10 protein-coding genes and 3 pseudogenes are annotated in these 13,185 nt (G+C 64.6%); 7 read left to right on the top strand and 6 right to left on the bottom strand.

Translation table 11 applies throughout. The features are described 5' to 3' along the window. Nucleotides 1-102: 102 nt before the first annotated feature. Nucleotides 103-285 (bottom strand): annotated as a pseudogene (locus JQ573_RS32705) (glutamine synthetase); the annotation flags it as partial. On the opposite strand from JQ573_RS32705, the pseudogene JQ573_RS40400 reads away from it, so the two are divergent. Beyond that, nucleotides 277-360 (top strand): annotated as a pseudogene (locus JQ573_RS40400) (ABC transporter ATP-binding protein); the annotation flags it as partial. The pseudogenes JQ573_RS32705 and JQ573_RS40400 overlap by 9 nt on opposite strands. Before the next feature lie 138 nt (nucleotides 361-498). Here the strand turns inward: JQ573_RS40400 and JQ573_RS32700 are convergent. Both JQ573_RS32700 and JQ573_RS32695 read right to left on the bottom strand, forming a co-directional pair. Further along, nucleotides 499-1,935: a glutamine synthetase family protein gene (locus JQ573_RS32700; protein WP_212317116.1), complete on the bottom strand. Its 1,437-nt coding sequence runs from the start codon at nucleotides 1,933-1,935 to the stop codon at nucleotides 499-501. Between the two features lie 115 nt (nucleotides 1,936-2,050). Continuing rightward, on the bottom strand, nucleotides 2,051-3,409 hold the full coding sequence (locus tag JQ573_RS32695; RefSeq protein WP_212317118.1) for an aromatic ring-hydroxylating dioxygenase subunit alpha: 1,359 nt from the start codon (nucleotides 3,407-3,409) through the stop codon (nucleotides 2,051-2,053). A gap of 104 nt (nucleotides 3,410-3,513) precedes the next feature. On the opposite strand from JQ573_RS32695, the gene JQ573_RS32690 reads away from it, so the two are divergent. Then, nucleotides 3,514-4,299 (top strand): IclR family transcriptional regulator C-terminal domain-containing protein, encoded by a 786-nt coding sequence (locus JQ573_RS32690; protein WP_212317123.1) that lies wholly within the window; start codon nucleotides 3,514-3,516, stop codon nucleotides 4,297-4,299. Nucleotides 4,300-4,304: 5 nt separating this feature from the next. Here JQ573_RS32690 and JQ573_RS32685 read toward each other — a convergent pair whose 3' ends face one another. Next, nucleotides 4,305-5,222, bottom strand: a complete 918-nt coding sequence (locus JQ573_RS32685; RefSeq protein ID WP_312011696.1) for a helix-turn-helix transcriptional regulator — start codon at nucleotides 5,220-5,222, stop codon at nucleotides 4,305-4,307. A 159-nt stretch (nucleotides 5,223-5,381) separates the two neighbouring features. On the opposite strand from JQ573_RS32685, the gene JQ573_RS32680 reads away from it, so the two are divergent. From JQ573_RS32680 to JQ573_RS32660, 5 genes are all read left to right on the top strand, one after another. Then, entirely contained in the window at nucleotides 5,382-6,920 is a 1,539-nt protein-coding gene (locus JQ573_RS32680) for a benzoate-CoA ligase family protein (RefSeq protein WP_212317127.1), read from the top strand. Between the two features lie 152 nt (nucleotides 6,921-7,072). Then, entirely contained in the window at nucleotides 7,073-7,882 is an 810-nt protein-coding gene (locus tag JQ573_RS32675) for an alpha/beta fold hydrolase (RefSeq protein WP_212317129.1), read from the top strand. Nucleotides 7,883-8,046: 164 nt separating this feature from the next. After that, nucleotides 8,047-9,735 (top strand): 2,3-epoxybenzoyl-CoA dihydrolase, encoded by a 1,689-nt coding sequence (gene boxC / locus JQ573_RS32670; RefSeq protein ID WP_212317132.1) that lies wholly within the window; start codon nucleotides 8,047-8,049, stop codon nucleotides 9,733-9,735. A 169-nt stretch (nucleotides 9,736-9,904) separates the two neighbouring features. Then, nucleotides 9,905-11,341 carry a benzoyl-CoA 2,3-epoxidase subunit BoxB gene (gene boxB, locus JQ573_RS32665; RefSeq protein ID WP_212317290.1) on the top strand — a complete coding sequence of 479 codons (1,437 nt, stop codon included), beginning with the start codon at nucleotides 9,905-9,907 and terminating at the stop codon, nucleotides 11,339-11,341. Between the two features lie 231 nt (nucleotides 11,342-11,572). Beyond that, nucleotides 11,573-12,412, top strand: coding sequence for an alpha/beta fold hydrolase (locus JQ573_RS32660; protein ID WP_212317134.1), 840 nt, complete (start codon nucleotides 11,573-11,575; stop codon nucleotides 12,410-12,412). A gap of 48 nt (nucleotides 12,413-12,460) precedes the next feature. On the opposite strand, the pseudogene JQ573_RS32655 reads toward JQ573_RS32660, so the two are convergent. Together JQ573_RS32655 and JQ573_RS32650 are read right to left on the bottom strand one after the other, a co-directional pair. Next, nucleotides 12,461-12,734, bottom strand: a pseudogene (locus tag JQ573_RS32655) (type II toxin-antitoxin system RelE/ParE family toxin). After that, a complete protein-coding gene (locus JQ573_RS32650; protein ID WP_212317135.1) occupies nucleotides 12,731-13,039 on the bottom strand; it encodes a type II toxin-antitoxin system RelB/DinJ family antitoxin in 309 nt (102 codons plus the stop codon). The pseudogene JQ573_RS32655 and the gene JQ573_RS32650 overlap by 4 nt, the downstream one beginning before the upstream one ends. Nucleotides 13,040-13,185: the final 146 nt, after the last annotated feature.

The following is a 13,185-nucleotide window of genomic DNA, read 5'->3' as shown; positions in this document are numbered from 1 at the left end:
GAGGAGCGCGTAGCGCGTCTCGAAGGGTCGACGGCCACCGGCCGGGCCGTGCATCCTTCGAGGCTCGCAAGTGCTCGCACCTCAGGATGACGGGTCGAGCAGTCAAAACATCTCGACATATTCGCGCTGCTCCCAGTCCGACACCTCGGCCTGGAAACGCTCGATCTCCGCGTTCTTGATGAAGACGTAATAGTCGACGTATTCGGGCCCCAGCGCCTGGCGGAAGAACGGATCGTCGCTGAGCGCGAACGCCGCTTCGCGCAGCGATTTCGGCAAGAGCGCGGCAAGACGGTGTGGAGCGGCACCAGCGAGCAGCTGATCGCCGAGCCGGAGCTGCAGCACAAGTACCTGGGGATTTGAGGCGCAATCTGCGCACTAATTTCAACCCCGTCACCCCGAGGAGCGCGTAGCGCGTCTCGAAGGGTCGACGGCCACCAGCCGGGCCGTGCATCCTTCGAGGCTCGCAAGGGCTCGCACCTCAGGATGACGGTCAGGCAATCAAAACATTTCGAAATATTCGCGCTGCTCCCAGTCCGACACCTCGGCCTGGAAACGCTCGATCTCCGCGTTCTTGATGAAGACGTAATAGTCGACGAACTCGGGCCCCAGCGCCTGGCGGAAGAACGGATCGTCTTGAAGCGCGAACACGGCTTCGCGCAGTGATTTCGGCAAGAGCGCGGCCTTGGTCTCGTAGGGCGTGTCGGCGGACGGGCCGGGATCGAGCTTGCGGTCGACGCCGTCGAGGCCGGAGAGGATTTGGCTTGCCATATAGAGATAGGGATTGGCGGCCGGCTCGCCGATCCGGTTCTCCAGCCGCGTTGCCGGATCATTCGTGCCGCCGAGCACGCGGATCATCACGCCGCGGTTGTCGCGGCCCCAGATCGCGCGATCGGGCGCCAGCGAATAGGAGCGGTAGCGCTTGTAGCCGTTGATGGTCGGCGTCGTGAACACGGTCGAGGCGCGTGCATGCTCGATCAGGCCCGCCAGCCAGGCGCGGCCGAGCGGGCTCAGCGGCTCGCCGGTCTCCTTGGCCATGAAGGCGTTCTCGCCGCCCGCGCGCGACACCAGCGACTGGTGCAGGTGCCAGCCGCTCGCGAACACGTTCGGCAGTTTCGGCCGGCACATGAAGGTCGCGTGATAGCCGTGGCGGCGCGCGATCTGCTTCACCGCGGAACGGAACAGCACCATGATATCGGCGGGCGCAAGACCCACAGTGGGCGCGAAGGTGAATTCGCACTGGCTCGGGCCGAATTCAACCTCCACCGTGCGCAAGGGCAGGTCGAGCGCGATGATGTCGCGGCGGATGATCTCGAGCGCCGGCTCCATCTGATCGTAGCGCTGCTCGGTGAGATACTGATAGCCGTGCGACAGCAGGCTGACCGACGGCGGCCGGCCGGGCTGGCCGGCATCCTCCGGCGCCATGTGGGCGTCGTCGAGCCTGAACAGATGGAATTCGACCTCGAGGCCGGCGACGAAATCGTAGCCGCGGCTTGCGAGCTGATCGAGCACCTTGCGATAGAGATTGCGGGTCGCGAACGGCACCGGCCGTCCGTCGCTGAAATAGAGGTCGCAGAGCAGCCAGCCGGTGTTCTCCGCCCAGGGCAGCACGCGGAACGTGGTGGGGTCGGCGACCATCAGCACGTCGGCCGCGCCTTCCATCTCCTTCATGCCGAAGCCGCCGCCTGCGGTGAACACCGGAAACACTGTCTTGTGCGAGGTGTCCTTGGCGAGCATCGTCGTGGTGATCGAGCAGCCGCCCTCCAGCGAACGCACCGCTTCACTGGCGATCAGCGTCTTGCCGCGCAGGATGCCGTGCTGGTCCGGGAATGACAGGCGGATGACTTCGAGGTTCTTCTCCTCGACGATGCGGCGGAGGCGGTTCGCGGCCTCCTTCTGCTCATCCGACCACAGGCCGTGACGCTCGACGAAGCTCACCGCGCGACTCCTCTCTCGGTCGTCATTGCGAGGAGCAAAGCGACGAAGCAATCCACATCTCCACAAGCGGCGCGATGGATTGCTTCGCTTCGCTCGCAATGACGGAAGGACATTGCTATTCCGCCGCCGTCAGATGATGCACCTTGCCGGCGATCTCGCGCGGCACGGGCGCGGCCCACGGCGCGCCGCGGCGGCGCTTGACGTCGACCTCCATCCAGTAGAGCTCCCAGCCCAGCGTCGGCCCGATGCCGTCCATCGTGGCGGGGCCCTGGATGCTGCGCGCCGAGGCTTCGTCGAGGAACAGCATCGGTTTTTCGCCGCCGGAAAGCTTTTCGATCTCCTGCCGCAGCAGGCGGCGGTACTGCACGATCGCCTTGTCGCTCTGGCCGAGATGCTCATTGGTGCGATCCTGGATCGCCCCCATCGATTCCACCGCCCACTGGTCGTGGACGTTGATGTCGGTGCCCATCCCGGTATAGGTCTCGGTCGCCTGCTCGTGCGGATCGAAGCCGTAATCGTTGCTGCGGTTCTTGCGCGACTTGTAGTCGGGCAGCGTATAGAGCTCGAGCCGCTGGTCGCGCATCTTCTGCTTGTCGACCGGCGCCGCGTAGCTGGTGAAGATCGCATACCAATAGCAGTTCTCGTCATCGACCGGCACGTGCCACTGCGTGATCGTCATCTCGGTCGACATCGGGATGACGAAGCCGTGCGGGAATAATTGATTGGTGACGCGCACATGGGTGCGCTCCGCGTCGAGCTCGCGCAGCGCGATCAGGCGCAGGCCGTATTCGGTGTGCTCGACATTGATGATCGGCCGGTCATATTCGCGCAGGATCTTCGTCATCGGCATGTCGCTGCCGGCGGAGGCGCCGCGGAATTGCTTGCCGTAGGCGGCCGAGGTGTCCTCGTCCTCGAAGAAGCGATGCAGGAAGGAGGCGTGCGCCGGATCGATGCCGACCTCGAGCGCTTGCAGCCAGTTGCAGTTCATGTGGCCCTTGAATGCAAACGTATGGCTGTCGGGCGCGACGAAGCAGTCGAGCTCCGGAAATGCCGGCGGTGCGCCTTCGCCGAGATACGCCCACAGGATGCCGCTCTTCTCCACCACCGGATACGAGCGCTGTTTGATGCCCTTGCAGAGCTGCGATCCGGCAGGTTCGGCCGGCGTCTCGATGCACTGGCCACTGGTGTCGAACAGCCAGCCGTGGAAGGCGCAGCGCAGCCCGCCATGCTCGAGCCGGCCGAAGGCGAGGTCGGCGCCGCGATGCGCGCAGTGGCGATCGATCAGCCCGTAGCTTCCGTCCTCGCCGCGGAACAGCACCAGGTTTTCGCCGAGCAGCCGCACCGGTCGAACCGGGCGCGGTCCTTCCAGCTCGTCGACCAGCGCTGCCGGCTGCCAGTACATCCGCATCAGCTTTCCGCAGGGGTCCTTAGCCCCCGTGCGGGTGATCAGATCGTTCGCTTCCTGGCTCATCATGGCGGCGTCTCCCGAATTTGGATTTGTTCGCCTATTGAACGAATGTGCGAATTATGCCATGTCTGTATTGGACAGCAAGCGCAATTTTGAACCGTTCAAAGCCCATGCCCAAGCTGAAGCGGACCGATCAGGACGAGCGCGCCACCGACTTCGTCGAGGCGCTCGATCGCGGCCTGCGCCTGTTGCAGGTGTTCGGCACCGTCTCGGGTCCTGCGACCTTGAGCGATCTCGCGCGCGCCGCCGATCTGCCGCGCGCCACCGCGCGCCGCATCCTGTTCACGCTCGCGCATGGCGGCTTCGTCGCAACCGACGGCAAGCTGTTCACGCTGACGCCGCATGTGCTGACGCTGGCCGGATCCTTCCTGCAATCCAACCAGGTGGTGACGGTGCTGCAGCCGGTGCTCGATCGCATCGCGACCGCAGCGCAGGAGATCGCCTCGCTCGCGCTGCTCGATGGCGACGACGTCGTGTTCGTCGCGCGCTCGAGCCCGACGCGGGTGTTCTCCGCCGGCCTCGATATCGGCTACCGGCTGCCGGCGTTCTGCACGTCAGTGGGCCGCGCGATGCTCGGCCGGCTCGGCGACGAGGAACTGGCGGCGCGGCTGAAGGCGATGCGCCGCGATCCGGTGACGCCGCAGACCACGACCGATCCGAAGAAACTGCTCATCACCATCATCGCCGATCGCGCGCAAGGCTACTCGCTGGTCGACCGCGAAGCCGAGCCGCATTTCCGTTCGATCTCGGTGCCGGTGCGCCGCTATGACGGCACCATCGTCGCTGCCATCAATATGGGCGCGCATGTCGATCGCGTTCCGGCCAAGGAATTGATCGACCGTTTCCTGCCGTTGCTGCGCGACGGCGCTGATGATGTGAAGAGCCGGCTGTTGTAGCGCGCCTACAGCGCCACGCTGCGCAGCCCGAAGGAGCGCGCCTCGTTCTGCAGCACCGGCCGCACCGAATCGATCAATCGCGCGGCGGCGGCATCGACCGAGAGCCCGGCGGTGTCGACCACGGCGGATGCGCGGGCGTAGAGCGGTTCGCGGCTGACCAGGATGTTGCGCAATTCGGCCATCGCCGAGCGGTCGTCGGCCATCGGGCGCAGATCGCCCTGGCGGCGGACGCGGGCCATATGCTCTTCCGGCTCGGCCTTCAGCCAGATCGTGTAGAACGACGACAGGATCAGGTCGAAGGTCAGCGCCTCGGAGACGATGCCGCCGCCGGTCGCCAGCACCATCAATTCCTTGCGCGCGAGCAGCTGCGTCAGCGCGGCCTGCTCCATGCGGCGAAAGCCTTCCTGGCCGTACAGCGCGATGATCTCGGCAACCGACAGGCCGTTCTGCGCCTCGATCTCCTTGTTGAGCTCGACAAAGCTCCAGCCGATCTTCTTCGCCAGCATCCGCCCGAGCGTGGTCTTGCCGGCGCCGCGCAGGCCGATCAGCGCGATGCCGGAGAACGAGGCGCCGCGCGGCGCCAGCGGGCTGCTGCCGGCGAGCATGTCCTTGGCCTGCGCGATCTGGTTCGGCGACGCCTTGCGCAGGAGATCGCGGATCACGGCCCAATCCGGGATCGGCTCGCTCGAGGGGATCAGGTCCTCGAGATGCGCGCCCATCGCGCCTGCGACACGGCGCAGCAGCACGATCGAGACATTGCCTTTGCCGCTTTCGAGCTGGGCGATGTAGCGTTCGGAAATGCCGGAGACCTTGGCGAGCACCTTGCGCGACATGCCGCGGAGCGCGCGCATGGTGCGCACGCGCTGGCCGAGCTGTTCGAGGAAGTCGGTTTCCGGATCGTTGGCTTCGGTCATGATCCCCATGCGACGCGCGGTCCTGACTGAATCAGGTCCAATGGTCTAGGAAACATAATGCCGATGAGGATTGACAGCAAGCCGATGTGGTGGCTTTGTATGAATTATAATTCTTAAATCTTGACGGGAGAGGGCAGGCGCGGCGCGCCTGTGCCTGAGGAGCGGGCCATGACCTACAACGCAGTCTCCTGGCTGCTCGACCGCAATGTCGACGAGGGCCGCGGCGACAAGGTCGTGTTCGACGATACGGTGTCGCAAATCACCTATGGCCAGTTGCAGCAGCAGACCCGCCGTGTCGGCAACATGCTGCGCCGGCTCGGCGTCCGCCGCGAGGAGCGGGTCGCCATGATCATGCTCGATACGGTCGATTTCCCGATCGTGTTTCTCGGCGCGATCCGCGCCGGCGTGGTGCCGGTGCCGCTCAACACGCTGCTGACCGCGGAGCAATACGCCTACATCCTCGGCGATTGCCGCGCGCGCGTGCTGTTCGTCTCCGAGGCGCTGCTGCCTGTCGTGAAGGACATCATCGGGCGTATGCCCGACCTCGAGCATGTCGTGGTGTCCGGCAAGGACGCGCACGGCCACAAGAAGCTGTCCGACGAGATCGCGCGCGAGAGCGACGTGTTCGCCACCGCGCCGACGCATGCCGACGAGCCGGCGTTCTGGCTCTACTCATCGGGCTCGACCGGCATGCCGAAAGGCGTGCGCCATCTGCATTCCAACCTCGCCGCGACCGCCGAGACCTATGCCAGGCAGGTGCTCGGCATCCGCGAGGACGATGTCGGCCTGTCGGCGGCAAAGCTGTTCTTCGCCTATGGGCTCGGCAATGCGCTGACCTTCCCGATGTCGGTCGGCGCCACCACGGTGCTCAATTCGGAACGTCCGACGCCGGCGGTGATGTTCGCGCTGCTGAACAAATATCATCCCAGCATCTTCTTCGGCGTGCCGACCCTGTTCGCGGCGATGCTGAACGACGAGGCGACGAAGGCGCAAGCCGCGGGCAATCGGCTGCGGGTCTGCACCTCGGCCGGCGAGGCGTTGCCGGAATCGGTCGGCAATGCCTGGCGCGCGCGGTTCGGCGTCGACATCCTCGACGGCGTCGGCTCGACCGAGCTCTTGCACATCTTTCTGTCGAATGCGCCCGGCGACATCAAATACGGCTCCTCGGGGCGTCCGGTGCCCGGCTACAAGGTGCGGCTGGTCAACGAGCTCGGGGCCGACGTCGCGGACGGTGAGGTCGGCGAACTCCTGGTCGATGCGCCCTCGGCCGGCGAGAGCTACTGGAATCAGCGCGCCAAGAGCCGCGCCACCTTCGAGGGCGCCTGGACCCGCACCGGCGACAAATACACGCGCGATGCCGACGGCCGTTACACTTTCTGCGGCCGCGCCGACGACATGTTCAAGGTGTCCGGCATCTGGGTCTCGCCGTTCGAGGTCGAGAGCGCGCTGATCACGCATCCCGCGGTGCTGGAAGCCGCCGTCGTGCCGGAGGCCGATCCGGAAGGCCTGCTCAAGCCGAAAGCCTATGTCGTGCTGCGGCCCGAGAGCTCGGCCGAAGGCCTGCACGAGGCGCTGAAGGAACACGTCAAGCAGAAGATCGGCCCGTGGAAATATCCGCGCTGGATCGATGTGGTCGACAATCTGCCGAAGACGGCAACCGGGAAAATCCAGCGCTTCAAGCTGCGGCACGACGACGGCGCCCACTAGCGTTTCCACTTGCGTCGTCCCGGCAAAGGCCGGGATCCATACGCCGCGGCCTTTGTTTTGAGAGACGCTGTTCAACGGCTTTTGCGCAACAACTAACGCCTGTGGTTATGGGTCCCGGCCTTCGCCGGGACGACGAGTGAGGAAGGCCCATCATGCAGAATTTGAACCCCTCCGGCTTCCTCAGCATCGACGGCGCCGAGCTCGAATACCGGATGATCGGTCCGTTACCCGAGACAGCGCCGACCCTCGTGATGCTGCATGAAGGTCTCGGCTGCGTCGGGCTGTGGGGTGATTTTCCCGACAAGCTGCAGGCGGCGACCGGCGCCGGCGTGTTTGCCTATTCGCGCGCCGGGTATGGCGCGTCGTCGCCGGCGAAGCTGCCGCGCCCGGTCGACTACATGCATCGCGAGGCGCTTGACGTGCTGCCGAAGCTGCTCGACCGGATCGGCTTCCGCCGCGGCCTCTTGGTTGGTCACTCCGACGGCGCGTCGATCGCGGCGATCTATGCCGGCGCGCATCAGGATCATCGCCTGCAAGGCCTTGCGCTGATCGCGCCGCACTTCATCGTCGAGGACATCTCGGTCAAGTCGATCGCCGAGATCAAGACGGCGTATGAGAGCACCAACCTGAAGGAGAAGCTCGCGCGCTGGCACAAGGACGTCGACAATACCTTCCGTGGCTGGAACGACGCCTGGCTCGATCCGGCATTCCGCGACTGGGATATCTCCGAATATCTCGCCTATATCCGCGTGCCGGTGCTGGTCGTGCAGGGCGCGGCTGATCAATACGGCACGATGCGCCAGGTCGAGATTGCCCAGGACGAGTGCTATTGCCCGGTCGATGTCGCGGCCATTGCCGGCGCCGGTCACTCGCCGCACCGCGAGGCGCCCGCGGTGACGCTGGAAGCGGTCACCGAATTCGCCAGGGCAGCCCTCCGGGACGACCCGGCACTGGCGGCCTGAGTTTTGGTGCCGGTGCCAGGCCATTGGCCCAGCGGGTGAATTCCCGAATATGAAACAAAATGCATGTTTTTACGTTTTGAACTGGACGAAACCAAAAACATGCATTATTGTGCATGAAAGCATCGACAACGAACCTTCAAACGAACAACAGATAAGGGTGGCCCATGGCTGGTGACGATCGCGTCCTTGCAGGCGGGGCGAAGTACATCGACTTCCAGACCAACCCGTCGCGCTACCGGCACTGGAAGCTCGACGTCGCGGGCGACGTCGCGACGCTGACCATGGACGTCGACGAGAACGCCGGCCTGTTCGAGGGCTATCAGCTCAAGCTCAACTCCTACGACCTCGGTGTCGACATCGAGCTGGCCGACGCCGTGCAGCGGCTGCGCTTCGAGCATCCCGAGGTGAAGGTCGTGGTGATGCGCTCGGGCAAGAACCGCGTGTTCTGCGCCGGCGCCAACATCCGCATGCTGGCGGGCTCCACCCACGCCCACAAGGTCAACTTCTGCAAGTTCACCAACGAGACCCGCAACGGCCTGGAAGACTCCAGCGAGAATTCCGGCCAGAGCTTCATCACCGTCGTCAACGGCACCGCGGCCGGCGGCGGCTATGAGCTGGCGCTTGCGACCGACCACATCATGATGGCCGACGACGGCGCCGCCGCCGTCGCGTTGCCGGAAGTGCCGCTGCTCGCGGTGCTGCCGGGCACCGGCGGCCTGACCCGCGTCGTCGACAAGCGCAAGGTGCGCCGCGACCATGCCGACTTCTTCTGCACCATCGAGGAAGGCATCAAGGGCAAGCGCGCGGTGCAGTGGCGGCTGGTCGACGAGATCGCGCCGAACTCCAAGCTCGAGGGCAAGCTCGCCGAGCGCGTCAAGGAATTCGCCGCCAGGTCGAAGCGCAACGGCGCGGGCAAAGGTATCACACTGGCGCCGCTGACGCGCACCATCGACGACAGCGCCATCCGCTATGGCTTCGTCAGCGTCGACATCGATCGGGCCGCGCGCATCGCTACCATCTCGATCAAGGCGCCGGAAGCTGCGGCGCCCGCTGACGTCGACGGCATGATCGCGCAGGGCGCTTCGTTCTGGCCGTTGCAGGTCGCCCGCGAGCTCGACGATGCGATCCTGCATCTGCGCATCAATGAGCTCGAGACCGCGATGCTGGTGTTCAAGAGCCACGGCGACCGCGCCAATGTCGTGTCCTATGACGCGTTCCTGGAGGCCAACAAGGCGCACTGGCTGGTCAACGAGGTCAGGCATTACTGGAAGCGCGTGCTGAAGCGCATCGACGTCACCTCGCGCACGCTGGTGACGCTGGTCGAGCCCGGCTCCTGCTTCGTCGGCACCCTGGCCGAACTCGTGTTCGCCGCCGACCGCTCCTACATGCTGATCGGCCAGAAGCAGGGCGACAACCGCCCGCCGCCGGCGATCGAACTGACGGCGATGAATTTCGGGCCCTATCCGATGAGCCACGGCCTGACCCGGCTGCAATCGCGCTTCCAGGCCGACCCAATGGATCTGGAGCGCGCGCAAGGCTCGATCGGCAAGGCGCTCGATGCGGAGGAAGCTGAGGAGCTCGGTCTCGTCACCTTCGCGCTCGACGACATCGACTGGGACGACGAGGTCCGCGTGTTCTTCGAGGAACGCACCTCGTTCTCGCCCGACGGTCTCACCGGCATGGAAGCCAATCTGCGCTTCGTCGGCCCCGAGACCATGGAATCGAAGATCTTCTCCCGCCTGACGGCGTGGCAGAACTGGATCTTTCAGCGGCCGAATGCGGTCGGCGAAGACGGCGCACTGCGCCGCTACGGCACCGGCCAGAAGGCGCAATTCGACATGACGAGAGTGTGAGGCAAATACCGCCGTCATCCTGAGGTGCGAGCGCAAGCGAGCCTCGAAGGATGATTAGGAGCAAGCCAGCATCCTTCGAGACGCGGCGAAGACGCCGCTCCTCAGGATGACGGTTGAGCAAGACACGATAGACGTCGGACCGATACCAAGGAGCACGGCCATGAACATCATGAACGTCGATTACTCGACCAAGATTCCAAACAACGTGAATCTCGCCGAAGACCGCCAGGTGCTCAAGGCGCTGGAGGGCTGGCATCCCGGCTACATGGACTGGTGGAGCGACATGGGGCCGGAAGGCTTCCAGGAGTCGCTGGTCTATCTGCGCACCGCCTACTCGGTCGATCCGCGCGGCTGGGCCAAGTTCGACTACGTGCGGATGCCCGAATATCGCTGGGGCATCCTGCTTGCACCGCAGGAAGAGAACCGGGTCATCCCGTTCGGCGAAGACTACGGCAAGCCGGCATGGCAGGAAGTCCCCGGCGAGCACCGTGCCATGCTGCGCCGCCTGATCGTGATCCAGGGCGACACCGAGCCGGCCTCGGTCGAGCAGCAGCGCCATCTCGGCAAGACCGCGCCCTCGCTCTACGACATGCGCAATCTGTTCCAGGTCAATGTCGAGGAAGGCCGCCATCTCTGGGCGATGGTCTACCTCTTGCAGAAGTATTTCGGCCGCGACGGCCGCGAGGAGGCCGACGATTTGTTGCGCCGCCGCTCGGGCGATGCGGATTCGCCGCGCATGTTAGGGGCCTTCAACGAGGCGACGCCGGACTGGCTGTCGTTCTTCATGTTCACCTACTTCACCGACCGCGACGGCAAGATGCAGCTGCACTCGCTGGCGCAGTCGGGCTTCGATCCGCTGTCGCGCACTTGCCGCTTCATGCTGACCGAGGAAGCCCATCACATGTTCGTCGGCGAGACCGGCATCACCCGCGTCGTGCAGCGCACCTGCGATGCGATGACGGAGGCCGGCATCACCGATCCGAACGACATCGCCAGGATCCGCGCGCTCGGCGTGATCGATCTGCCGACCATCCAGAAGAAGCTGAACCTGCACTATTCGCTGTCGCTCGATTTGTTCGGCTCCGAAGTGTCGACCAATGCGGCGAACGCCTTCAACGCCGGCATCAAGGGCCGCTACAAGGAAACCACGATCGAGGACGATCACCAGCTCAAGAGCTCGACCTATCCGGTCATGAAGATGGTGGACGGCCAGATCAAGATGGTCGACGAGCCGGCACTGACCGCGCTTAACATGCGGCTGCGCGACGACTACACGCAGGATTGCGTCAAGGGCATGCTGCGCTGGAACAAGGTGATCTCCACCGCCGGCATCGACTACAAGCTCGCGGTGCCGAACACCGCCTTCCACCGTCAGATCGGCGAGTTCAAGGACATCCATGCAACGCCCGATGGCCTTCTGATCGACGACGCCACCTGGGCCAAGCGCAAGAACGACTGGCTGCCGTCGACCGCGGACGGCGACTTCATCGCCTCGCTGATGAAGCCGGTGACCGAACCCGGGGAGTTCGCCTCCTGGATCTCGCCGCCCAAGGTCGGCATCGATAACAAGCCCGGCGACTTCGAATATGTGAGGATCGAGAGCTGAGTTTCAGCTAGCAGTTCCTCTCCTCCCGGAGGGGCCGAAAAGGGGTAAGCCGAGAAGGTCCTGGCTTGCCCCTTTTCTTTTTTGAGACGTGCGTTGGCTCACGCGCAATGAAGCGCCGGCTCCCGGCTTGACAAGCGCGATGCCTTCGCGCGGAGATCACACTGCTTCAACACATCAACCGCAATGACGGCTTGAGCCGGTTGTCGCGGATCGGGATTAGGCTGGGCCATCATGAGCGAAGAGATTTTTCCGGGGCCGACCCTGCGTCCGCTCAAGGTCCAGTTCGGTGAGCAGACGATCGCGGGCTTCGAGAGCGCGGGCACTGGCCGCGACATCCTGCTCGTCCACGGCAATTCGTCGTCGTCGCAGATTTGGCAGAAGCAACTCCAGGGGCCGCTTGGCGCCAAATACCGGCTGGTCGCGATCGATCTTCCCGGTCATGGCAGCTCATCGCCTGCGCCCGATCCGGAGCATGGTTATTCGGGTGCAGGCTACGCCGGCTGCATTGCCGCGGCCGCAAAGGAGCTCGGCCTGAAGAACGCGGTGGTGGTGGGCTGGAGCCTCGGCGGACACGCCGTGCTCAACGCAGCCCCGTCTTTGCCGATGGCAGCCGGGCTGATGATTTTCGGTACGCCGCCGATCGCCAAGACGCCGGACGGGTTCTCCGGGTTCAAGGGGCTGTCGGCCACCACCTTCACGCCGGCGCCCAGCGATGCCGAGATCGCGGCCTGGCTGAAAACGGTCTTCGCGCCGGACTATGCGCCGTTGCCCGCATTCGTCGACACCGATTTCCGCCGCACCGACGGCAATGCGCGCGGCTATCTCGGCGCCAGCGTGCAGGCCGGCCGCTTCGTGGACGAGGTCGAGATCGTGCGTGGCCTCAGGATTCCGCTGGCGATCGTGCATGGCAGCGAGGAGCAGATGGTCGATCTCGGCTATCTGCAACGGCTGCCCGCGCCGACACTATGGCGCGGCCAGGTTCAGGTGGTCCACGGCGCTGGCCACGCCACGCAGTGGGAAAGGGCCGAAGTGTTCGACCGGCTCGTCGATGCCTTCGCATCGAGTCTCTGAGGAAGGCGGATCGGCGGTGGCTGCTCGGCGTTCGCCGCTCAGCCGGCTTTAATCGTCATTTGCAAGTTCGTCGGGCCACATCTGCGCACCGTGAAGCACGCGCAAGATGCGAACGGTCTCGCCGTCGACAAGGTACGCTGCGACATATGGTGTGCGCGGGATGACTAACTCCCGCGTGCCGGCGACACGCCCGGGCCGGCCACTGTCAGGAAAGTCGAGTCTGTTCATCGACATGAACCGCGGCACGGGGATTCTCGGCCTCGATGTAGCTGAAAATGTCGTCGCGATCGGACAGTGCGAAGCGCGTCCAGACGAGCTTCACCGTTTGCGTTCCGCCGCTTTTCGAAGTGCGGCGGCACGACGTTGCGCGAAATGCGCTTCGACTTCGGAATCATCGAGACTAGGCCGGGTATCCGCCAGCGCCTGGCGCACCTTCTCGCGAAACCAGCTGTCGTAAGCTTGGCTGTTGCTGACGAGCTCCAGTGGAAGCGTTCCTTCATTGGCCGTGCGCGTCAGCAATATCCGCACCGCGTCCGACACCGTGAGACCCATGTTTTCCAGAACCGCGGTGGCCTTCTCTTTTACGTCCGCATCGATGCGGGTTTGGACCAGGGCATTCGAAGCCATAGCGATCTCCTTGCTCACGTTCAATGTAATGCATTTGAATGACATGCGCCAGAGGCGTCACGGCCGCAACCGGGGGACCACGGTGACGAAAGTGGCCTCGCGTCTTGGCGAGGCCCATTGCCATCGGGCTCCATGCGACAAAGGGC

This window comes from Bradyrhizobium sp. AUGA SZCCT0105, assembly GCF_018129565.1.
Taxonomy (GTDB): Bacteria; Pseudomonadota; Alphaproteobacteria; order Rhizobiales; family Xanthobacteraceae; genus Bradyrhizobium.
The sequence above is the reverse complement of the archived record's forward strand: the minus strand, read 5'-3'. Positions and strand labels throughout refer to the sequence as shown.

What these genes read in the sequence shown, in the direction of transcription:
- JQ573_RS32685 (WP_312011696.1), bottom strand. Translation starts at nt 5,222, where the DNA reads ATGGGGATCATGACCGAAGCCAACGATCCGGAAACCGACTTCCTCGAA.
- JQ573_RS32680 (WP_212317127.1), top strand. Translation starts at nt 5,382, where the DNA reads ATGACCTACAACGCAGTCTCCTGGCTGCTCGACCGCAATGTCGACGAG.
- JQ573_RS32675 (WP_212317129.1), top strand. Translation starts at nt 7,073, where the DNA reads ATGCAGAATTTGAACCCCTCCGGCTTCCTCAGCATCGACGGCGCCGAG.
- JQ573_RS32660 (WP_212317134.1), top strand. Translation starts at nt 11,573, where the DNA reads ATGAGCGAAGAGATTTTTCCGGGGCCGACCCTGCGTCCGCTCAAGGTC.
- JQ573_RS32695 (WP_212317118.1), bottom strand. Translation starts at nt 3,409, where the DNA reads ATGATGAGCCAGGAAGCGAACGATCTGATCACCCGCACGGGGGCTAAG.
- boxC (WP_212317132.1), top strand. Translation starts at nt 8,047, where the DNA reads ATGGCTGGTGACGATCGCGTCCTTGCAGGCGGGGCGAAGTACATCGAC.
- boxB (WP_212317290.1), top strand. Translation starts at nt 9,905, where the DNA reads ATGAACGTCGATTACTCGACCAAGATTCCAAACAACGTGAATCTCGCC.
- JQ573_RS32650 (WP_212317135.1), bottom strand. Translation starts at nt 13,039, where the DNA reads ATGGCTTCGAATGCCCTGGTCCAAACCCGCATCGATGCGGACGTAAAA.
- JQ573_RS32690 (WP_212317123.1), top strand. Translation starts at nt 3,514, where the DNA reads ATGCCCAAGCTGAAGCGGACCGATCAGGACGAGCGCGCCACCGACTTC.